Annotated in this window: 18 protein-coding genes and 3 pseudogenes; 13 read left to right on the top strand and 8 right to left on the bottom strand. The window is 68.2% G+C overall.

Going from position 1 to position 21,059, the window contains the following annotated elements:
- The first annotated feature begins 133 nt into the window (after positions 1–133).
- Both ACIO9J_RS43980 and ACIO9J_RS43975 read left to right on the top strand, forming a co-directional pair.
- Complete coding sequence (locus ACIO9J_RS43980) at positions 134–676, top strand: hypothetical protein (protein ID WP_402011759.1); 543 nt, start codon at positions 134–136, stop codon at positions 674–676.
- A 182-nt stretch (positions 677–858) separates the two neighbouring features.
- A complete protein-coding gene (locus tag ACIO9J_RS43975; protein ID WP_402011756.1) occupies positions 859–1,956 on the top strand; it encodes a PhlD in 1,098 nt (365 codons plus the stop codon).
- A gap of 357 nt (positions 1,957–2,313) precedes the next feature.
- Here ACIO9J_RS43975 and ACIO9J_RS43970 read toward each other — a convergent pair whose 3' ends face one another.
- Both ACIO9J_RS43970 and ACIO9J_RS43965 read right to left on the bottom strand, forming a co-directional pair.
- Positions 2,314–3,363, bottom strand: a complete 1,050-nt coding sequence (locus ACIO9J_RS43970) for a helix-turn-helix domain-containing protein (RefSeq protein WP_402011753.1) — start codon at positions 3,361–3,363, stop codon at positions 2,314–2,316.
- 575 nt (positions 3,364–3,938) lie between these two features.
- Entirely contained in the window at positions 3,939–4,580 is a 642-nt protein-coding gene (locus ACIO9J_RS43965; protein WP_402011750.1) for a DUF664 domain-containing protein, read from the bottom strand.
- On the opposite strand from ACIO9J_RS43965, the gene ACIO9J_RS43960 reads away from it, so the two are divergent.
- From ACIO9J_RS43960 to istB, 7 genes are read left to right on the top strand one after another with little or no spacing between them, the layout of a single operon-like run.
- Positions 4,561–5,184, top strand: coding sequence for a hypothetical protein (locus ACIO9J_RS43960; RefSeq protein WP_402011747.1), 624 nt, complete (start codon positions 4,561–4,563; stop codon positions 5,182–5,184). The genes ACIO9J_RS43965 and ACIO9J_RS43960 overlap by 20 nt on opposite strands.
- An 8-nt stretch (positions 5,185–5,192) precedes the next feature.
- Entirely contained in the window at positions 5,193–5,750 is a 558-nt protein-coding gene (locus ACIO9J_RS43955; protein WP_402011745.1) for a hypothetical protein, read from the top strand.
- Positions 5,644–6,870: a tyrosine-type recombinase/integrase gene (locus tag ACIO9J_RS43950; protein ID WP_402011742.1), complete on the top strand. Its 1,227-nt coding sequence runs from the start codon at positions 5,644–5,646 to the stop codon at positions 6,868–6,870. The genes ACIO9J_RS43955 and ACIO9J_RS43950 overlap by 107 nt, the downstream gene beginning before the upstream one ends.
- The gene (locus tag ACIO9J_RS43945; protein ID WP_402011739.1) at positions 6,867–9,296 is read left to right on the top strand and encodes a tyrosine-type recombinase/integrase; all 2,430 of its coding nucleotides are present in this window, start codon (positions 6,867–6,869) and stop codon (positions 9,294–9,296) included. Before ACIO9J_RS43950 ends, ACIO9J_RS43945 begins: the two co-directional genes overlap by 4 nt.
- 12 nt (positions 9,297–9,308) lie before the next feature.
- A complete protein-coding gene (locus ACIO9J_RS43940; protein WP_402011736.1) occupies positions 9,309–9,896 on the top strand; it encodes a DUF4240 domain-containing protein in 588 nt (195 codons plus the stop codon).
- Between the two features lie 44 nt (positions 9,897–9,940).
- Positions 9,941–10,585 carry a Mu transposase domain-containing protein gene (locus ACIO9J_RS43935; protein ID WP_402011733.1) on the top strand — a complete coding sequence of 215 codons (645 nt, stop codon included), beginning with the start codon at positions 9,941–9,943 and terminating at the stop codon, positions 10,583–10,585.
- The gene (istB, locus tag ACIO9J_RS43930; protein WP_402011731.1) at positions 10,582–11,358 is read left to right on the top strand and encodes an IS21-like element helper ATPase IstB; all 777 of its coding nucleotides are present in this window, start codon (positions 10,582–10,584) and stop codon (positions 11,356–11,358) included. Before ACIO9J_RS43935 ends, istB begins: the two co-directional genes overlap by 4 nt.
- 338 nt (positions 11,359–11,696) lie before the next feature.
- Here the strand turns inward: istB and ACIO9J_RS43925 are convergent, their stop codons facing one another.
- The 3 genes from ACIO9J_RS43925 to ACIO9J_RS43915 are packed head-to-tail and all read right to left on the bottom strand — an operon-like array spanning position 11,697 to position 14,728.
- Entirely contained in the window at positions 11,697–13,334 is a 1,638-nt protein-coding gene (locus ACIO9J_RS43925; protein WP_402011728.1) for an integrase, read from the bottom strand.
- Positions 13,335–13,349: 15 nt separating this feature from the next.
- Positions 13,350–13,667 (bottom strand): helix-turn-helix domain-containing protein, encoded by a 318-nt coding sequence (locus ACIO9J_RS43920; RefSeq protein ID WP_402011726.1) that lies wholly within the window; start codon positions 13,665–13,667, stop codon positions 13,350–13,352.
- On the bottom strand, positions 13,664–14,728 hold the full coding sequence (locus ACIO9J_RS43915) for a tyrosine-type recombinase/integrase (protein ID WP_402011724.1): 1,065 nt from the start codon (positions 14,726–14,728) through the stop codon (positions 13,664–13,666). Before ACIO9J_RS43915 ends, ACIO9J_RS43920 begins: the two co-directional genes overlap by 4 nt.
- A gap of 145 nt (positions 14,729–14,873) precedes the next feature.
- Here ACIO9J_RS43915 and ACIO9J_RS43910 point away from each other — a divergent pair.
- Both ACIO9J_RS43910 and ACIO9J_RS43905 read left to right on the top strand, forming a co-directional pair.
- A pseudogene (locus ACIO9J_RS43910) lies at positions 14,874–15,020 on the top strand (ATP-binding protein); the annotation flags it as partial.
- Between the two features lie 59 nt (positions 15,021–15,079).
- Entirely contained in the window at positions 15,080–15,886 is an 807-nt protein-coding gene (locus tag ACIO9J_RS43905) for a leucine-rich repeat domain-containing protein (RefSeq protein WP_402011721.1), read from the top strand.
- Between the two features lie 116 nt (positions 15,887–16,002).
- On the opposite strand, the pseudogene ACIO9J_RS43900 reads toward ACIO9J_RS43905, so the two are convergent.
- Positions 16,003–16,143: pseudogene (locus ACIO9J_RS43900) on the bottom strand (type I restriction endonuclease subunit M); the annotation flags it as partial.
- A 182-nt stretch (positions 16,144–16,325) separates the two neighbouring features.
- On the opposite strand from ACIO9J_RS43900, the gene ACIO9J_RS43895 reads away from it, so the two are divergent.
- Positions 16,326–16,937 carry a DUF6417 family protein gene (locus tag ACIO9J_RS43895; RefSeq protein ID WP_402011718.1) on the top strand — a complete coding sequence of 204 codons (612 nt, stop codon included), beginning with the start codon at positions 16,326–16,328 and terminating at the stop codon, positions 16,935–16,937.
- A 19-nt stretch (positions 16,938–16,956) separates the two neighbouring features.
- Here the strand turns inward: ACIO9J_RS43895 and ACIO9J_RS43890 are convergent.
- Positions 16,957–17,972, bottom strand: a pseudogene (locus tag ACIO9J_RS43890) (IS5 family transposase).
- A 126-nt stretch (positions 17,973–18,098) separates the two neighbouring features.
- Between ACIO9J_RS43890 and ACIO9J_RS43885 the strand changes: the two are divergent.
- Complete coding sequence (locus ACIO9J_RS43885) at positions 18,099–19,307, top strand: IS701 family transposase (RefSeq protein WP_402011715.1); 1,209 nt, start codon at positions 18,099–18,101, stop codon at positions 19,305–19,307.
- Positions 19,308–19,443: 136 nt separating this feature from the next.
- On the opposite strand, the gene ACIO9J_RS43880 is transcribed toward ACIO9J_RS43885, so the two are convergent.
- A protein-coding gene (locus ACIO9J_RS43880) for an IS5 family transposase (protein WP_402011712.1) occupies positions 19,444–20,336 on the bottom strand; the annotation gives its coding sequence in 2 pieces (ribosomal slippage) (positions 19,444–19,937 and positions 19,937–20,336; 894 coding nt in all).
- Positions 20,337–21,059: the final 723 nt, after the last annotated feature.

The raw sequence follows: 21,059 nt of genomic DNA, 5'->3' as shown, positions 1-21,059 counted from the left end.
CAGGGGGCAGGGCAGGCGCCAGAACGCGCTGGCTAGGCTTGACGCACATGCCTTCGTCGCTCCGATGCCGGGTTGCGGGCGGCAGGCGACGCTAAGGGGTATTCAAGTGGGGGACGCGGAGGGGTGGCACGAGATGCACGAGGTCTGGCGTGGCGTCATCGAGGGAGTCGCCGGATCGATGGCCTACATCGCCGACAGACGTTGGAACCTCGTGGCGCACAACGCTGATTTCGCCGCGCTCTTCCCCCCGGGCAAGACACCGTCCAATGTCATGCGGTGGATGCTGCTGGACGAGCAGGCTCGCACCGTCACGCTGACGAACTGGTCCGACGCCTGGGCCCCAGTGGTCTGCCCGGCACTCAGAGAGGCCGTCGCGCAGTACCCGGACGATCCCGATCTCATCGAGCTGGCCACCGACGTCCGCCTCGACCCCGTCGTCGGCCCCATCTACGAGACGACCGGAAACACTCGCGCCTTGCACCCCGACGGCGTCGTACGTCCGATCCATCACGCCGTGAAGGGGCCGGGCTGGGTGGTGGTCTCGGCCGCCAACCCTCTCACCCAGATCGACGCGCGAGTCGTCTTCATGCAGTTCCGCCCGGGAGCCACCCGCCCGCATCTGCCCTTGCCCCTGAGTACGAAGGACAATCACTGGGATCCTCCGGGGCGGGCCTGAGAAGGCCTCCCGGTCGGCGGATGCACTCGCACCCGCCAGCCGGGGCCGCTGGACTGACGTTGCCGCACGCGGTGGGACGAACGTTCCACATCTTCTGATCGAACGCCCGGTCGACCCATGCGGGTCCGGCCGGAACCCCTTTCCACCGGAACCCCTTCCGAGAAGACAGGATTTCCTGATCCATGTCCCCCGCGCTGATCGCCAGACCGCACCTCGAACTCGGCCGCCACCCCATCGCGATGGAGGAGCTCACCGAGGACATCACCCGCCAGCACGCCGACCTCCCCCGGCTCACCACCTTCCTGCGCACGGCACAGGCCACCGGCGTGCGCACCCGGTACTTCACCCGCCCCCTGTACGCGCAGACCGTCGCGGGCGACGCGACCTTCGAGGACCGCAACCGTGCCGCCTACGGCGACGCGCTCGAGATGGCCGTGCGCGCCGTGCCCGGAGCGCTGGACAACGCCGGCCTCGCGCTGGAGGACATCGACTGCGTCATCACCAGTCACGCCACCTCCTGGACCGCTCCCAGCCTCGACACCGACCTCGTCCGGCTTCTCGGCCCGCAGGGGCTGCGGCCCGACATAGCCCGCATCCCCCTTGGCACGTACGCCTGCGCGGGCGGCGCCCAGGCACTGGCCCAGGCACACGAGCACATCGCCGCCCATCCCGGAGCACACGTCCTGGTCGTCGTCGCGGAGTGCCTGAGCGCCGCCACCTACAACCCTGTCGACACCAGCCTCGAAAGCATGATCTACAAGGTGCTGTTCGGCGACAGCGCCGTGGCGTGTGTCGTCTCCGGCCAGGACTCCGTCCACGGCGCGGGCCCACGCTTCCGCATCGACGACGCCTGGCAGTACGTCCTGCCCGACACCCGGACCGTCTTCGAGGGACGGCTGGACTCCTACGGCCTGCACTTCGACTCCACGCGGGAGGCCACCCGCACCATCGGCACCGTCGCCCCGGCCCTGCGCGAGTGGCTGGACCGCAAGGGAAGCCAGTTCGCGCCCGACTTCTGCGTGGTCCACGCCGGCGGCCCGGCCATCCTCCACCACGCCCAGAGCGCACTCCGCGTCGACAACGGCCCCGACGGGGAGCCCCGCACCGGACCACTGCGCCACTCCTGGGACAGCCTGGAGCAGAGCGGCAACCTCGGTGGCGCGTCCGTCCTGGACGTCCTGCGCCGCTCCTTCGACGACCCCGCCGCCGGAGACCAAGGCGTACTCCTCGGCTACGGACCCGGCATCACGGTCGCCGCCTGCAAACTCACCCGCACCTGATCCAGGGCGGGGCCGCTCACCCCTCAACCGCCGTTCGCGCAGGGCGAGGCGGCGCCCGTCGCGGATCTGCGGTCAGCTCGAATCCTGAGCCCTGTGCCCGATCCTGGGAAACCGTCGCGGCGCGTTTCCACGGCGTTCGACAGCGGGCCGTGAGGATCTGGACCGCAGACTGAGGCCGCGTTGAGGCCGCGCTTGGTCCCGGGCTGCCTGAACGCTCCTCGTGGGCATTCGAGAGTGCGCCGGGCTGCGATCACCATGACCGCCCACACGGATGCCCCCGCCCGCTCTCCCGGTAGCGCCGCCACCGGGTGCTGCTGGGCTGCCTGCCAACGCCATCTGCTGATCCTCACCGTCACGTCACGGTGAGGCGGCGGCCGGCACGCGGCCTGGGTGGCAGGCGCATTTGCTGAGGCGCCCGTCGCCGTTCTCCCGCATCCGTTGGCCAGGCGTAGTGGGCTCGATGCCGTCGTTGCACTCTCCGCACCACGTTGGCAACCAGGACCGCTGGCGGGGAAGGGGTACCCGGGGCGGCGGGCACTCCCGGTGGGTCTTGGCCCGCCCGAGATCGACATACCGGCGCGCGACCATGAAGGGCACAACTTTGTCTCTCAGCCACTCGACCGCGTCGCCGTCCTCGAACGCCTCGGCGGCCTCGCCGACCACGGCCTGGATGGTTCGGCGTCCTGGCCGGGTCCCGTGCTGCCGCATCCATAGCGCGGCGAAGTCTTCAGCGAGCACCGCAGCGTTCGCCACAGCGGGTCGGCCCGGCGCGGGCGGGAGCTCTCCCTCGTCCGTTTCAGCCTCAGCGGCGACGGGCGCCGACGGTGTCACGGCCGGCGAGGGAGAGAGATGAGGGTTCCCTGAGGGATAACTGAGGTTTAGTGGCTCATTCTGAGCCGACCTCGGGCTCATCTTGAGCCCGGGCTGGGCGCAATCTGAGCCCGGGCCGGGCTCAAGATGAGCCGTCAGCAGGTCAGGGCCTGGCTCATTTTGAGCCCTCAGCAGGCCAGCGGCCTTACCCCTCGGCGTCGCCTGGCGCCTTACCGGCAGCTCGGTCTCCTCGACCGGGGCGAAGGTGAGCTGCTCGATGATGTTGTCGTCGTAGGGCTGCTTCGGCCGGGCCATTGCCGCCAGCAGCTTCAGGTTCACCCGGGTCAGGTTTGTGATCGGCTCGCCGGTCCGCGGGTCGATCCGGCGCACCGAGGCGAGCACTCCCTTCTTGACCAGACTGGCCTTGGCTCGCTTGACGGTGGCCGCGGACGTACCGCAGTCATCGACCAGCCGCTTCTGCCCGGGCCAGCAATAGCCGTGATCGTCGGTGCGGTTGCAGTAGGCGAGTAGCAGAAGCTTCTCCGAACCGTCCAGACCCTCGGCGTCAAAGACCATGCCCATGTGCGCTGCCGTCACCGGGACACCTCTGCGGCGGACCATACGGGGACAGTCATCAAGGCCGCCGCGCGACAGACACTCGCCGAGTCCCCGGCCAGTCGCCGGCCTCTGCCGACCCGGCGTACCACGGGGCCCCGCAGGCCAGTGGCCCTCCAGGGAAGAGGTGTTGGCGCTCCCGTGCGGCGGAGGCCCGACGGGAGACGATCAGGAACTTGCGCATGCTCAGGAAGGGGACAGCCAAAGCCACGAATGTGACAGCGCGGGCGGAAGAGCCTCTGACCGCGAGGGCACGGCAGGCGGGGCTCTCCTGCTGCGGGGAGCGGTGGTTTGCGGGTGCGCTCTGCTCTCCCGCCTCCGCCCGGCCCACCCCGAAGTCACCGTCGCCTGGGCCGATTCCGCCTACGGCGGCGAACTCGTCCCCTGGTCGAAGTCGTAAGCCGGTCCGCCTGCGGCCACGGCCACACGCCCTCCGCCCCGCCCCGCCCCCACCGCCCTCGTCCGACCAGCTCCCCACCCCACGGTGACCGGTGTGAAGGACATGGCTGGCTGTCAGTGGTGCGCCCTACTCTTGGGGCAGACGAGGGAGAACCAAGCTACGGCGAAGCCAAGTTCTGGTCCTGCTCGGCGGCCGCTTTCGCAGCTCGCTCGATCTTCGCTCGGTGGGCGCCCCGCAAGGCTCCGTCGTACTGATCGGCGTATTCGGCTGTTGTCCCTGTCGATCCGTCGAGCTGTTCACGCAGGATGTCGGCGTGTCCGACGTGCCGGCTGGTCTCGGTGAGCGTGTGGACCAGGATGTTGAACAGCTTCACTGTGGGGCGTGGCCACCAGGGCACGTAGCCCGGGGAGTCGAGTGCGAGGGCGGTGATCGTCGCGTCTGAATGCTCCCCTACACGACGGTAACGGTCGGTGATCTCCTCGCGCGTCTCGTGCTCGGTCGCCCACAGGTCGGCGCCGCGCTCGGCGGTGTCGTCCCACCGGGGCAGAAGCTCGGGGAACGGTCGGCCGAAGACCTCGCCAAGGTACCTGGACTCCCACAGTGACAGGTGCTTGACCAGGCCAAGAAGGTTGGGGTTGGCTACATCAGTGAGTAGGGGAGGCGTTTGTTGCTTGGTGCGGGAGGCGGCTTCGTACCGGGTGGGGTGATATTCCCTGGTTTTGAAGGCACTTGGGACCTTGCGGTGGGACGATCGGTGTGCTTCTCCCTTTGGGGGCTGGATGCGCATATCGGCGAGCAAGGTCGAGTTGTACGCGGCGATGCGCCGTGACCACCGTGCGGGCCTCTCGATGCGCGCTCTGGAGCGCAAGTACGGGGTGACGTGGCGGACCATCCGGCGGGCGTTGGACTCGAACTGGCCGGAACCCCGGAAGGAGCAGGGTCCACGGCCGAGCCGCCTTGACCCGTACAAGCCGTTGATCGACACGATGCTGCGGGCGGACCTGGATGCGCCGCCGAAGCAGAAGCACACGGTCAAGAGGATCTTCGACCGGCTGCTGGACGAGCACGCGGCGGACGGCATCTCCTACCAGATGGTCCGCGCCTACGTGGCGGTGCGCCGCAAGGATGTCCGCTGGGAAGCCGGCCGCGGACCGGAGGAGATGTTCATCCCGCAGACCCACATGCCCGGCGACGAGGCGGAAGTCGACTTCGGTGACGTCCACGTCGTGCTGGCAGGCGTGCCGACCCGCTGCTACCTGTTCTCGCTGCGCCTGTCGTACTCGGGCAAGGCGGTGCACCGGGTGTCGGCCTCCTGCGGCCAGGAGGCGTTCTTCGAAGGGCACGTCCATGCGTTCTCCGTGCTGGGCGGGGTGCCCGGGGCAAGATCCGCTATGACAACCTGAAGGCAGAGGTGAAGCAGGTGCTGGGGTTCTCCCGGCAGCGCACGGAGCCGGAGCGGTGGATTGCCTTCCGTTCGCACTGGGGCATCGAGAGTTTCTACTGCCGTCCGGGCATCGAGGGCGCCCACGAGAAAGGCGGGGTGGAGGGCCAGATCGGCTACTTCCGCCGCAATCACTTCGTGCCGGTTCCCGAGGTGGCCACGCTCGCCGAGCTGAACGAGATGGTCGACCAGTGGGACCTTCAGGACGAGGCCCGGCGCATCCGGTCGCGGACCAAGACCGTCGGCGAGTACTTCGCGATGGAGCAACAGCGGCTCAAGCCGCTGCCCATCGAGCCGTTCGAGACGGGCCGCTGGTTCACTCCGCGGGTCGACCGCTACGGGCTCATGTTGACTGAACTAAGGCAGCTGTTTTCGCAGTTCACAGGACATGTCGTGGCTCGTTGCTCTACGGTCGCTGCCCGTGACGACAGACGAGGTGTCGCAGCGGGATCTCGCGTCCCTGGCGGTTCCGCTGGTGGGCTCGCTCGCAGCGACCGGCGATCCGTGGGAGCCGTATCGCCTGCTTGACTGCGACGAGGTTCCAGTCGAGGCGGTGAGCGCGTACTTCCGTGATCTGCAAGCGGCCGGCCGCAGCGCGGCAACAGTTCGCTCCTACGGGATGGACCTACTGCGGTGGTTCCGGTTCCTGTGGGCGATTGGCATCTCGTGGGACCGCGCGACGCGCGTGGAGGCACGGGACTTCTGCAGATGGCTGCTGATCGCTGGCAAACCGGTCCGCCCGCATTGGCGCCACGGCGAGGACGCTGCGGTGATGAAGCCGTCCGGGGTTCCGTTCGCGGCCTCGGTGCGAGCACATAACGAGACAGTGCTGCGCTGCTTCTACGACTTCCACCTCGGGATCGGCAGCGGCCCGATCCTGATCAACCCGTTCCCCCTCGACCGATCCCGCCGCGGAAGCCGGCCGAATGCGCATCACAATCCGATGGAGCCGTTCCGGAAGGAGCGGACCGGGCTCTATCGGCCACGGGTGCCAAAACGTGTTCCCCGGTCTATCCCGGACGAGGAGTTCAACGAGATCTTCGCGCGGCTGCCATCTCACCGGGACCGGGCGCTGGTCGCGTTCTACGTGTCCACCGGCGCCAGGGCCTCGGAGCTGCTGTCGACGACGCAGGGCGGCGTTGATCCGGGTCGGCAGCTGGTCTCGGTGGTCCGCAAGGGCACGGGTGAGGTCGCCGGGCTCCCGGCGTCCACGGACGCATTCGTGTGGTTGCGGCTCTACCAGGTCGAGATGGAGGGTCTGATCCCGAAGAGGCGCAGGCTTCCCCTGTGGTGGACGTTGCGGCGGCCGATGCGTCCGCTGACCTACCACGCCGCGCACCGGATGTTCGAGCGGGTGAACGCCGCGGCTGGCACCTCGGCCACACTGCACGCTCTGCGGCACACCGCGGCCTACCGGATGGCGGAGGATCCGATGCTTCCGTTGACTGACGTGCAGCTGGTCCTCGGCCATGCGCTGCTGACCACGACGCAGATCTACCTGACGCCCCGGAAAGAGGACGTGATCAGGAGGGTGCTGGCCCACCATGCCGAGCAGACGCGGCAGGCTGCGGCGCGGCAAGAGCCGACGCCGGCTCCCGGCTACGACCAGCGGACGCTGGACGTGCTCTTTGCCAGGGAGGCCCGGTGAGCACGGCGACCAGGACCGTCAACGTGTCGACCTCGGCGGGAGCGATCGGTGACCGCTACCCGGCTCGGCCGGTGCCTGATGACTGGCCGGCAACAAAGCAGCCGACTGAGCAGGTGCTGGAGCTGTGGGCGGCGGCGTCTCCCCGCACGGAGACGCCGCGCAGCCACAAATTCCGCCGCCGCGGGCTCATGCTGCTGCTGGAGTGGCTGCAAGAGCAGCCCGGAGACAACTGGCAGCAGCGATGGCTGGCCAGCGGCGCGGACGCAGCCGGCGAGCGTTGGGCTGACGGACCGGCCTGCTGGCTGCAGCGGCAGAGCAAATACTCGCGGACACGGCTGGAGACCATGACCAGCGCGCTGATCATCTTGGTCGGGGCCGACGTGATACGCCCCTCGCTGGCCTGGCTCTTCACCGGCGGAAAGAAGCGCAAGGTCGCCCGGAACATGATCTGGTCCCGCGACGCCGCCGGTTTCGACCGCGTCAATCGGTTCTGCCGCCAGGACCCCGGGATCACCGACGGCGCGCGTGAGCACATCGTGTTCCGCCTCGCAGTGATCATCGCGGCCAAAGGCGGGACGATGGCCGATATCACCGTCGGCGACCTGCTGGAGTCTCTGGACGTCGAGTACTCCCTGCGCGGGGAACGGCGCCTGGGCTCAGCCGCGTTCCGGGTCCTGCGAGAGCTAGGGGTCTTCGGTCCCGGCGTCCCGACGCTGCGGGAGATCACGAGCAACGGCCAGCTGGCCATCGAGGAACTCGTCGACCGCTACCCGATCGTTTGCCACCCGATCCGCGACCTGCTGGTGGACTACCTCAAGGAGCGGCAGCCCGCCCTCGACTACTCCACGCTACGCGGCGAGGTCTATCACCTGGCCAAAAGCTTCTGGGCGGATCTGGAGCAGCACCACCCTGGCATCGCGTCGCTGCGCCTGGACCAGGCTGCGGCGACGGCCTGGAAGCAGCGCCTGCAGACCAGAACCAAGAAGATCACCGCCGGGGACGGGCGTCGGATCGAGGTGACGGTCGAACGCCTCAACTACCACGACACTCTGGCAACGGTCCGTGCCTTCTACCTGGATCTTGCGCAGTGGGCGCTGGAGGACCCCGCCCGCTGGGGACCGTGGGTTGCGCCCAGCCCAGTGAGTCAGCACGACCTCGACCGGCGCAAGGCCACCCGACGCCGGAAAGCCCGGATGGATGCCCGGACCCGCGAGCGGCTGCCGATCCTGCCAGCCCTCGTGCGCTCCACCTACCAACACCGTACAGAAGCCGAGATGCTCCTGACCGCCGGCCGCCAGGCCCAACCCGGCCAGGAGTTCACCGCAGTCGGCCAGACGCTGATTCGCACACATCGCCCCCACGCCACACCGGACAACATCTGGGCCACTGATCCGGTCACAGGCCGACAGCGGCTCCTCAACCGCGAGGAGAACCACGCCTTCTGGGCCTGGGCGATCATCGAAGTGCTGCGGCTGACCGGAATCCGCATCGAGGAGATGCTGGAGCTCAGCCACCACAGCCTGGTTCAATACCGGCTACCCACCACCGGCGAGATCGTGCCGCTGCTGCAGATCGCCCCGTCCAAGACCGACGTCGAACGACTCCTGGTCGTCGGCCCGGAACTGGCCGATGTGCTGTCGACGATCATCTGCCGGATCCGCGGCGCCGACGGCGCAGTGCCGCTGATCCGCGCGCGCGACTACCACGAGCTGGTCTGGATGGACCCGGCCCCGTTGCTGTTCCAGCACCGTGTCGGCGCCGAACCGCACCGGATCGGCCGCGAACGCATCTCCACTTTGCTCGACCAAGCCCTGACCCGGACCGGGCTCGTCGACGCCGACGGCACACCACTGCACTGCACGCCGCACGACTTCCGAAGGATCTTCATCACCGACGCGATCATGAACGGGCTGCCACCGCATATCGCCCAGGTCATCGCCGGCCACCAGGACATCAGCGTCACCATCGGCTACAAGGCCGTCTATCCGGAGGAGACCATCAAGTCCCACCTGGCGTTCCTGGCCCGCCGCCGGGCGCTGCGGCCCAGCGAGGAATACCGCACCCCGACCGACGCTGAATGGGAGGAGTTCCTCGGCCACTTCGAACGGCGCAAGGTCGCCACCGGCCTCTGCGGACGGGTCTTCTCAACTCCTTGCATTCATGAGAACGCCTGCCTGCGATGCTCGATGCATTGGCCCGACCCGGCTCAACGGGCTCGGATCGTCGACATCCGGGACAACATCATCGCCCGCATCGCGGAGGCCGAGCGAGAGGGCTGGCTCGGCGAGGTTGAAGGGCTGCAGACCACCCTCGCGGGAGCGAACGACAAGCTCTCCCAGATCGACCGGCGGGCTCCGCGAACTGTTGACCTCCCCATGCCGACCCCCCACAACCAACCCCTGAAGTCGGATGTCAGGGGCAGGTGAGAGGGTGCGGCAATGAACATCGACGAATTCTGGACCGTCATCGAAACGGCACGCACCGACGCCGCTTCGGCCTCCGGAAACCCGAGCCAAGCGTTCGCATCGGCCCTGGTCGAGCGGCTTGCGGCGACCTCGAAGCAGACGATCCTTGAATACCAGCAGTGCTTCGATCAGTTGCACGGGGCGATCTACCGCTGGGACATATGGGCTGCTGGCTATCTGATCGGTGGAGGCTGCTCCGACGACGCCTTCATGGACTTCCGCGCCGGACTGATCGCGCAGGGCCGACAGTGGTACGACCGGGCCGCCACCGCACCCGATGTTCTCGCCCAGCATCCAGACGTCATCGCTGCGGCGGTCGAAGGCAGCGACGAGGCGCTGTTCAACGAAACCGTCAACTACGCGGCCTCCTACGCCTACGAGCGCATCAACGGTGACGAGGACGACTGCACCTTCTACGACGACTACGACCAGTTCTGCGGATCCCGCACCGACCAGGCGCCGGTCGATATGGGCGAGAGCTTCGATTTCGACGACGCCTCGGAAATGCAGGCCCGTATCCCCGGACTGGCCCGCCTCTTCCTTGAGCACAGCGAGGCCTGAGCTCACCGGACCCCTTCGCCGCCAAGTTCAGAGAACAGATCACCGTGCGCAGCAACCGGTACTCGGTGCCGGTGCGGCTGATCGGCAGAACGCTGCGGGTGCTGGCGCACGCTTCTGAACTGGTGGTCTTCGACGACGGCCGGGAGGTGGCCCGCCATGAGCGTCTGAGCACGCAGGACGGCTCACGGCTGGTCCTCGATCACTACTTGGAGGCGCTGATCCGCAAGCCGGGAGCTTTTCCCGGCTCGACTGCTCTGGAACAGGCTCGCTCCGCGGGCCGGTTCACCCCTGTTCACGACGCCTGGTGGGATGCGGCCCGCGCCGCCCACGGCGACAAGGACGGCACCAAGGCCCTGATCGAGGTGCTGCTGCTGGCCCGGCATATGAACCATGAGTGCCTGGTCGCCGGGCTCGCGGTGGCCCTGCGGGCCGGGGCACTGACCGCGGACGCGGTCGCGCTGGAGGCCCGCAAGATCGCCGACAGCGACGGAACCGACCCGTCGGCGCCCGCGCCTTCGCCGAAGCCGGTGCCGGCCGGGCGGGGGCGAGCCACAGTCACCTTCCTCGACGAATGGCGGCTGTCTCATCTACCGCCCGACACCCGGCCGCTGCCGTCGGTGGCCGTCTATGACCAGCTGCTGCGAAAGCGCCGCGGCGGGAGCACTCCGAGCGAGGGAGAAGCGACATGAGCACCCAGCGCGACCGCGGACTGACCGAGGAAGCCGCGACCACTGCCATCGACCAGGCATGCAGGATGCTGCGGCTGCCCACTATCCGCGGGCAGTTCCCTGACCTGGCCGAGGCCGCGTCCCGTGAGCAGATGTCCTACCGCGCCTTCCTCGCGGAACTCCTGCTGGCCGAGTGCGACGACCGGGCCCGCAGGCGCTCGGAGCGGCGGATCAAGGCCGCCGGGTTCCCCCGCGAGAAGTCGTTGCGGGCCTTCGACTACAGCGCGAACCCGAACATTGACGTCGCGACCATCAACACCCTCGCCACCTGCGAGTGGGTGCGCAAAAGCCATCCGCTCTGTCTGATCGGCGACTCGGGCACCGGCAAGTCCCACCTGCTGATCGCGTTGGGCACCGAGGCCGCGATGAAGGGCTACCGGGTGAAGTACGTCCTGGCGACCAAGCTGGTCAACGAGCTGGTCGAGGCCGCCGACGAGAAGCTGCTGGCGAAGACCATCGCCCGTTACGGACGTGTGGACCTTCTCTGTATTGATGAACTCGGCTATATGGAGCTGGACCGGCGCGGCGCCGAACTCCTCTTCCAGGTCCTGACGGAACGGGAGGAGAAGAACTCGGTGGCGATCGCCTCGAACGAGTCGTTCGGCAAAGCGCACATGTTCCGGCGAACCCGTGCCAGGTGCTGCCGAAAATTCACGGGTTCACGCGGAGGGCGAGAAGGCTATGGTTACCGCGTCGGGGATCAGCGCGATGAGCTGTTGAGACCAGCAGTCTGATTGCTGGGTGGCGACCTCGGCTCCGCAGGCGTCGCAGACGAGGTTGGGGCCGTCCAGGCCGTCGAGTCCACAGCATCCGTTGAGGCGCCCACGGTCAGGGTGCCTGGCCACTCCCGAGATGTCGTCGGGGTTGAGGACGAACACGCCGGTGTGAGGGCTGACCGCATACGACCCGCGCGGCATCAGCGGTGGCAGGAACCTGTGTCCCGGCGCTTCCTCCGTCATCGGAGGCGGCATCGGCACATCCTGAAGGTCGAGGCTAATTCGCTGCTGACAGGCACTGCAGGTGAAGACAGTCATGGCCGCAATTCTGCGTGAGGCTCCGGTGCTGTCTCTCATCATTTTCGGCCCAGCTCCGAGACAGGAAGTCGACCCTCGTCGATGTGGTCGGCGAGGTAGATGAGGCTGGCTTGGGGGTCCATGCCGAAGGCCGCAGCGACGAGCTTCGGGTCCAGGGTGTTGACGAGCTCGACGAGCCGGGTGCCGCGGATCATCCGGGGCGGATAGCCGCAGTCGTCAAGGACGTGGGATAGGTAGGCCGTTGAAGCAGCCGCCCGGCCGACCTTCGTGCCCTTGGTGACCATGACGTGGGGGTTCTGCGTCGGCCAACCGGCCCGGTGGGCGAGGCATCGTTGCAGGACTGTCCAGGATGCGGGGTCGAGCGGGACCGGGTGCGGCCGTTTGCCGAGCCGGACCGTTCGCGCGGCTGCGTCGATGTCGCTGACCTGCAGCATGCGGACCTCTGCGCTGGAGGCGCCGTGCAGCAGGGCGAGTATCCCGAGCAGGGCTTCGTGGGGATGAACTTCGTCGTCGCAGGTCCACCGGCGGAGCAGGTCACGCTGCTGGTCGAGGGTGAGGGTCCGGCCTCGGTATCCGTTGCTCTCCTTCGCGGTCAGTCCGCGGGTCGGATCGACGAGGACCAGGTGCTGCGAGCGGGCGAAGCCGAAGAACTGCCGCAGCACGGTCAGTCGGCGCTTGCGGCCGTTGGGCAGGGTGCCCAGGAATGCCTCGACATCATGGACGTCGACCAGAGCCCAGTCGCTCTTGCCGCGCTGATCTGCAAGGAAGACTGCCAGGTCGCGCATGGTGGCGAGGGCGGCCTCCAGGGTGAGGTTGCTGCGGGGGCGGGTGCCGGCTCGGCGGGCCCGGTCCTGGGCCCGCATCCGGGAGGTGTCGAAAGCGGCGACAGCCGGGCGGAGGGGTTCGGGGACGGCGTCGACGCGGCGCTTGCGCCGTCCGGCGGCGAGCCGCTCGGCCTGGTCGGTGGGCAGGGCCAGGCCTTGGATGGTGAAGAAGTCCTCCAAGGTGCGGGCGAAGGTGCCCATGGACCGCCCGGGCCGGCGGGACCTCTCCAGCAGGGCCTGGGGCGAGTTGGAGTGGTCGTCCTGCAGGAGTCGGCCGAGCTCGGTGATGAAGCTGCAGGCTCGGGCGACACAGTGGCGGGCAGCGACGTGGGCGACGAACTCGTCCAGCCAACGCGGTGGGTCGGCGAGGCGGTCGCGCAGGTTCTCGCCGCGGATGAACGGCCGTCCGGGGTGTCGTTGCCAGCACGGTGAGCACAGTCCCAGCCCGGCATGGCGACGCAGTTCGCCGCACTCGCGGCAGGCCCGGGGAGGCCCTTTCTGCTGCCGGGGCCTGGAGCACGTTCCGCACCAGCCGGTCGCCTCGCGCAGGAACCCGGGGTTGCCGCAGCGCGGGCAGGGCGTCTTCGCGGCTTCGGCTTCCTCTTTGCGGCGGCAGGCCCGGCACAGACGGTTGCCGGCGACGCGGACCGGGTGGCCGCACTGTTCGCAGACGCGTGAGCAGATGACGCACCGGCCGGTGTCCGCTTGCAGGACTCGGTCCTTGCCGCAGGCCGGGCAGGTCTGCTTCGCGGCCTGTTCCTTCAGCGACCGCCAGCACCGGCAGCAGTGCTGGCGGTCGAGATAGCCGACCGGGGCACCGCAGGTGACGCAGTCCCGTTGCTTCTTGCCCATCGTGAAGTCCGCAGGTCACAGCGGTGGCATCGACCGGCCCCGGGCAGATGCCGCGGCCTTGGGCTGGGATGCTGCCAGGCGAGGCGGGGTCACTGGCCGTTCGATCGGGGTGGTGTCGACTTCGATGAGGTCGTTCGGGGTGCACTCCAGCGCGGTGCACAACGCGGCGAGCGTCGACATCTTCACCTGCGAGGGCTCCTTGGTGAACAGCGCGGACACCGACGCCGAGGACAGTTCCAGGCCGGCCTTGTCGGCCAGCAGCCGCCGCAGCTCGGTCCCGGTCCAGACCTCGCGCTGGGCCGCGGCCATCCGCAGCCGCCAGCGGATCTTCATGCGGTGGTGTCCTTCCCGGTCAGCTCGGCCAGGGTCGCGGCGACCGCCCGCTGATAGGCGTCCTCGATGAACGTCGCGGAGGGCCGGACATAGCGCATGGTCGAGCTGACCGTCCAGTGACCGAGCATCTGCTGGATGGCCACCAGGTCGACGCCGCGCTCGTAGTTGTGGGTCGCGCAGGCCCGCCGCAGGGCATGCGGGCTGAACCGCTCGGCTGGCGGCCGACCTTCGAGGTCCATGAGATAGCGCAGCCGGTTGCGGATCGTCCCGCGGTGCAGTGGGCCACCAGACTCGTCCGCGAACAGCACGGGCGAGTCGGGGAACTTGCCTCGGACGTCCTCCAGGAACCATCGCAGCACCAGGTCCAGGCCGTCGAGCATCGGCACCCAGCGGGGCCGAGGCCCGGAGGTGTGGGCGCCCTTGCCGAAGCGGACGTGGAGTTTGCCAAACGGGCCGCGGGTGAAGTGCAGGTCCGGCTTCTCCAGCAGCGAGGCCTCCTCGGAGCGGAGCCCGGCGTGATACAGCGTCCGGAACAGTGCGTAGTCACGGGCGGCAGGGCCGTACTTCCTCGCGGTCGCGATCCTCTGCTTCATGAAGTCGAAGAACTCGACCACCCGCTCCGGGGTCGGTGGCGGCAGCAGGGCCGGGGAGTCGTCACCGACATGCCTGGACGCGTTGAACTCATCGACTGGGCAGACCAGTCGGACCCCGAACGCGGCCTCGATCTCTGCGGCCTTGCGCGCTTGGAGGAACCGGTGGAACCCCTTGAAGATCTGCACATACTCGCGGCGCGTCGACGTTGCCCGGCCCTTGACTGCGAGATCGCCGACGACGCGGTCGATGTCCTCGGGTGTCACGTCCCACGCCGGCCGCCCCAGGGCGGCGAGCGTCCTCTCCAACAGGCCAATGTCGTTCTCGACGGTCACCGGGCTGAACCCGCGGGCCCGCCAGGAGGCGACGAACGCGTCCACGCACGCCGCCTGGAAGAGCCAAGGGTCCGTGACCAGCGGCCCCTGCGGGACGCCACCGCCCGCGATGACCTGCAACCTCGCCTCGGCCACCGGCACACCTTCCTCGCGCCTGAACTCTCAAGGCAGCACCTGGAAAACCTGAGCACCACCACGAGAACCAACGAGGACCGCAGGAGGAGGAAACGGCCAGGTGGCAGCGGCAACTCCCGCGAGGGAACAAGTGCCAGCCCCAGATGGGTGGACGAAAACGTTCACCGACCCACGGCTCTGCGCGGCCATCGTGGACCGGCTCACCTTCGGCGGCAACATCATCGAGACCGGCACCGACTCCTATCGCCTTGCCCAGACCAAGGCCCAGGCTGCCCGAGCAGATGCCCGCTGACCTGTGTTCCTGCCCATATTCCCTGGTGGCAGGCGCTCCGGGGTCCGTATCTTTGGTCCATGGTGGATGGGGAAGAACCAAAGCTCTTCGTGAACCGGTGGGGCGACACAGCGAATCCGGGCCCGCAAAGCCCGCTGTCGTCCCGGGACACCTGCTCGTGCTTCGACCAATACCGCGTGCATCCACGTGCCCGGGTGGGTTTCCACACCGAACTCCAGGACACCACCGCTGAAGGCTGGCAGCACCTACTCGCGCTGATCGACGAGGCTGCCGCTGACGGCCGGGAAGAATTCCGTCCTCTGCTCGAACTCAGCCCACAGGAACGGCGACAGATCATCACGCTGCCCCCCTCCATCGCCCGGTTGACGGCGGTCAGGCACTTCATGCTCTACGGCAGCAACCTGGTCCGTATCCCGCCCGAGATCGGTGCCATGGCCAGCCTGGAGGAGTTCAGCCCCTACACCTCGCACCGCCTGCACTGGTTCCCCTACGAAATCACCCGCTGCACACGACTCGCCCGGAGCACCGTCAGCACCCGTTCACTGTTCGGCAACTACAAGCTCCGAGCGCCCTTCCCACGCCTCCAGCCGCCTCAGCACGCAGTCGCAGAACTCAACCTGACCGACCTGGCCCCCCGCCGCTGGGGAACAACAGCCATACGCACGTGCAGCGTCTGCAACCAGCCGATAGACCGCGAGCTCCACCAAGCCTGGATCTCCTCACAGGTGGCGACCGACGTCCTTCCCCTGCTGGTCAACGCCTGCTCAGCAGCCTGCCTGACGGCCCTTCCCCACGGAGCCGAGGACCACATTCCCACCCCGCACCAAGGCGGCCGCGTCGAACAGCCCACGGCTGACTGGGACTAGCAGGCAGAGCACAAACCGCCCCGCACGCCCGTGCGACTTTAAAACTCACCGACTTTGATCACTCAACCAGCACATGAGTGCCTCCGGCAGTCGGCGATAAACGCCTCCCGAAGTCGCAAACGTAGCCAGTTGGTGCCTGTTGAGGTCAGCGGGCGACGTATGTCGTACTCACCAAGCCCGTCGAGCTTCCAGAGCATCGCCTCGCGCATCACTCGCAGATCGTTGTGCAGGTAGTCCTTCGCGAAGCCATCAATCATGAGGCATGAGCCTGTCATGTGCCGTTGACCGGCTCAACCCGCGACCAGCGCCCCGGCGGCGAAGCCGCACCACAGGACGCTCAGAGCACGTCTCTGTGCGTCCCGAACTCGGACAGGTCACCCCGCTCACCCTGACCGCGCTAGCCTCACACCAGCGTGTTCTTCGGTGGATAGGGGCAGGGATGGGGCGTTCTACACGCCACTACGCGCAGCTCCAGCGAGTCGCTGACGCTCAGGGCGACACCGACGGATGGGCCACCGTCGCCCCCGGGATCGACGAGCGCAGCGTGTCGCCCCTGACCGAACTCGGACTCGCCGAGGCCGCGTCACCGGACGCTCAAGCCGCGCTCTCGGTGCGGTCCGGGCGACCGGTCCTGTGGGCGGTACGGCTGACCGATGACGGCTGGGACGCCCTGCTGTACGCGCGGACCCAGCCAGCGCCGGCGCCGCCCGTCGAACCCTTGGCGCCCGGCCATCAGGAAGTCGCCCTGCGTCGCTCGGAGATGGACGCGGTGCGCCGCTACATCGGCCTGGATGGACAACTGCGAACGCCCCCGGCGCCCGGCCTGGAATCAGCGGTCAAGGCCGCGCGCTTCGACATGGAATCCAACCGGTGGCTCGTGCACGTCACCGACTCGCAGGCACAGTCGCTGGCCCGCGGCCTCTTCCTGGAGCGGATCAGCGGGTCCGCGGCAGCCGCCAACCGAATCGCCCGCGAATTCGGAGTGATCTATCCACCGCGGCAGCTCCGGTTCACGCCGGCGTCGACACGCGGCGAGGCGGACGCCACCTAGGGCCTGTTCGGGGTTCGGATCATGTGGTTGAGGTGAGGTGCGTCAGCCACATGAGCGCACCTTTGAGGTGCAGGCCTGCCTCGTAGCTTGCGGGGGATTTGTCATAGCGGGTGGCGAGTCCGCGCCATGTCTTGATCTTCTGGAAGCAGCGTTCCACCGTGTTGCGCTGCCGGTAGCGGTGCGCGTCGAAGGTGATGGGGCGGCCGCCGTCCGAGCCTTTGTTGCGCCGGTTGGCGGCCTGGTCATTCTTCTCCGGGATGACTGCGGCGATCCCGCGTCTGCGCAGGTAGGCGCGGTTGGCCTTGGACGAGTAGGCCTTGTCGGCGGCCACCGCCGCGGGCCTGGCGCGCGGGCGGCCCTTGGGACCTGCGACGCGGACGCGGTCGAGTACCGCCTGGAACCGCGGGCAGTCCGCCTCCTGGCCCGCGGTCAGCACAAACACCAGCGGCAGTCCCGCCGCGTCGACCACAGCATGGACCTTGCTGCTCAGTCCACCTCGAGACCTGCCGAGCCCGGCCGCTTTCGCCCGTGCCCGGCGACGGCGCCGTGCCGCGGACCGCTCCCGGTCCTGCTGCCCGCCGCCCGCGCCGGCCTCCGGCGGCGGTGCATCACCCGCAGGACCGGTCCCTGCTCCGGCAGAGGAACCCCCTTTCCCTCGGTCAGGGCCTGTTCGAGAGCGTCCAGGGTCTCCCCCGCGACCGCCAGGCCCGCCGACTCCTGATGGGCCCGCACGATCATCGAATCCACACCGACCAGCTCCAGGTCGACCCGCCCCCGCGCCGCCGCCTCAGCGATCAGGCCGTTCATCAGCGCCTGGAAAACCCCGGCCTTCGACCAGGCGTTGAACCGCGAGTACACCGTCGACCAGGACCCATAGCGCTCCGGAACATCACGCCAGCCGCTGCCGGTGCGAAACCTCCACAGCACCCCGTTGAACTGGTCCCGCACCCGCCGGGGCAGCGGACCCGTCGCCGCCACCGGCAGACGCTCCTCGATCAACTCCCACTCAGCATCCGTCACATCAAAACGAGCCACACGCGACTTCTACCAGTCCGCACCAACACACCACCGGGCATCAGCAAGATCCGAACCCAGAACAGGCCCTAGTAGGACTTTGTTAGGTGGTTGGTCAGGTTCGGGGGCTGGTAGTTCGCTGGGGGTATGACTCCGGAGGAGCTTGCCGGGTGCCGTGACCGGCTGGAGGACTTTGTGGTGGAGGTGTTCGCGCCGCTGGTGCGGTCGGACCAGCGGGCCAAGGGCGGGTTGTATCTGCGGGGCCTGCTGCTGGACGGGCGGCGCAAGTCGATGCAGCCGATGGCCCGCCGGCTCGGCGTGGATCACCAGCGGCTGCAGCAGTTCGTCACGTCGTCGACCTGGCCCACCGCCGTAGTTGGGCAGCGGCTGGCCCGGAGGGCGGTGGCAGTGGTCCGGCCACAGGTGTGGGTGGTGGACGACACCGGCTTTCCCAAGGACGGTGACCTGCCGCCCGCGGTGACTGCGCAGTACTGCCCGCCGCTGGGCAAGACCGCCAACTGCCAGGTGGCGGTGAGCATGCACGCGGCCACCGACACCGCGTCCTGCCCGCTGGCCTGGCGGCTGTTTATGCCCGCCTGCTGGGACGGACCCACGGCTGCCGGGCGGCGTCGGCACTGCCGCATCCCACCCGATACGCATCACCGGCCCAAGTGGCAGCTGGCATTGGCAATGCTCGACGAGCTGGCCGGGTTCGGTCTGCGGCCCGCGGTGGTGGCCGCCGACGCCGCCTACGGCAACAACGCCGCCTTCCGGACCGCGCTGGAAGAGCGGCAGCTGGCCTATGTGCTGCAGGTCAAGGGAGAGTTGACGGCATACGCGGCAGACATTGATCCGGTCACCTTGGACTATGGCGGGCTGGGCCCACGCCCGCTGCCGCGCTACCGGACCCGGCCGATCAGCCTGCGTGAGCACGTACTGGCAGCCGGCCGAGAGCGGGCCGTCACCATCACCTGGCGGCGGGGCTCGAAGGGCCGGTTGCGGGCCCGGTTCGTGTTCCTGCGCGTCCGTCCGGCCGGACGTCGTCCCAAACCCGCCGCCGACGGCACCATCGGCTTGCGCTGGCTGATCGCCCAATGGCCCAAGGATGCCGACGAGCCGGTCAAGTACTGGCTCTCCAACCTGCCCGCCGACCTCCCGCCTCCGGTCCTGGTCCGGCTGGCCAAGACCCGCTGGCGCATCGAGCACGACTACCGCGAGTTGAAGACCGCCCTCGGACTCGACCACTTCGAGGGCCGGTCTTGGGACGGCTGGCACCGCCACGTCACCCTCGTGACAGCGGCCCACCTGTTCCTGACCGAACAACGCACCGACCCAAAAGCCCCTGCCGGGGCCTGACCCTCTACCAGGCCCTCGACCAACTCCAACACCTGCTAGCCACCTGGTCAGGACACTGCCCGACCTGCCACCAACCCGCACCCTGGCAGCCCTACGACACCACCTAACAAAGTCCTACTAGGTCGTGTCCGCAAAGTCAGGGGAGCCAGAGTTGTAGGCGGGCGAGGGTGACCATGGCTTGGTAGTGGCGGGCGCGTTTGTCGTAGCGGGTGGCGAGGGCTTTGTGGTGCTTGAGTTTGTTGAAGCAGCGTTCGACGACGTTGCGGCGCCGGTAGGCGGCGCGGTCGAGGTGACAAGTTTGCTCGCCGCGCCGGATACGGCCGTTGATCTGGTCGATCCGTTCCGGGATGGCCGCCTTGATGCCGCGCTTGCGCAGGTAGGTGCGGATCTTGATGGACGAGTAGCCCTTGTCCGCGGCCACTCGCTCCGGTCTGGTCCGTGGACGGCCCGGCCCGCATCGCGCGATCCGGATGCGGGCCATCACTGCCTCGAACTGGGTGCAGTCGTTGACGTTCCCGGCCGTGAGAGTGAAGGCCAGGGGCCGGCCGTGTCCGTCGCAGGCCAGGTGGATCTTTGTGGTCAGTCCGCCGCGGGAGCGGCCGATCGCCTCGCCCGGCCGGCGCTGCCCCCTTTTCGGGCTCCGGCCGCATGCTGGTGGGCCCGCACGGTCGTGGAGTCGATGCACACGATCGACCAGTCGACGGTGCCCACGGCGTCGGAATGCTGCTGGACGTGGGCCAGCAGGCGGTCCCAGGTGCCATCGGCCGACCAGCGGCGGAAGCGTTCGTAGACCGTCTTCCACGGGCCATAGCGTTCGGGCAGGTCCCGCCAGGCCGCCCCGGTCGCCAGCTTCCACAGGATTCCGTTGACGACCTGACGCCGGTCCCGCACCGGGCGTCCCATCCGGGGCGGAGCGAGCAACGGCTCGATCACCGCCCACGATTCATCGGTCAGTTCATGACGACGCACCACGAACAGACCAACGAGCCAACGACTTTGCGGACACGACCTAGTGTCTCGCCGCCTCATATCGGAAGTCGGCAACGGCCCGCGCCACTACATGCCCGAGCACGTCGCCCGCGCCCTCGCCGCCTACCGGTCGGCCCGTGCCCACCACGAGGCATTGCCGAGGGCATCCCCGACCCGCTCGGCGTCCGCTGCCCACACTGCAACACGCAGCCTGAACAGCCGTGCCAGAGCCGATACCGGCGCAACGAGAAGGGCCGCCGCGCGCTGTCCGGCGTTCACCTCTGGCGCATCGAGGCCCTGGTCGCCCAACTCGGAAATGCTTCCTCGTATCACCGCACCATGGAAGCGCTCTGCCCGGCCAGCATCGAGATCACCCCACAGGCCAAGAGCCATCAGAAAACGAACTAGGGTCACCTGTCATGGAGTGGATATCGCTTGCCAGCACGGCGCTTGGCGCGGTCATTGGGGTCGGTTCAACGTTGCTCGCAGATCCACTCAGTTGGCGAAGACAACGCGTCGGCCAGACTCTCGACGCGCGAAGGCAGCTCTACGCCGAATACACGGCTGCGCTCTCCCGCATGCGAACGGCTCTCAACGAGTCCGCACAGGCAGACATTCCTGCGGAGGAACGCCCGGGGACATTGCGCGAGCTGTTCCTGGCACCCAGAGCGTATGAGATCCGTCATCAGCTAGTGCTGTGACCGCAAAGGTTCACCGGCCTGGGGCATGTGTCTTCCTTTGGCTGAGCAGACGTTCAGGTGCACTCGCGCAGGGAGACCGTCG

Origin of the sequence: Streptomyces sp. NPDC087300, assembly GCF_044744425.1 — a bacterium.
Lineage (GTDB): Bacteria > Actinomycetota > Actinomycetes > Streptomycetales > Streptomycetaceae > Streptomyces.
This window is presented reverse-complemented; position numbering and strand designations above follow the sequence as displayed.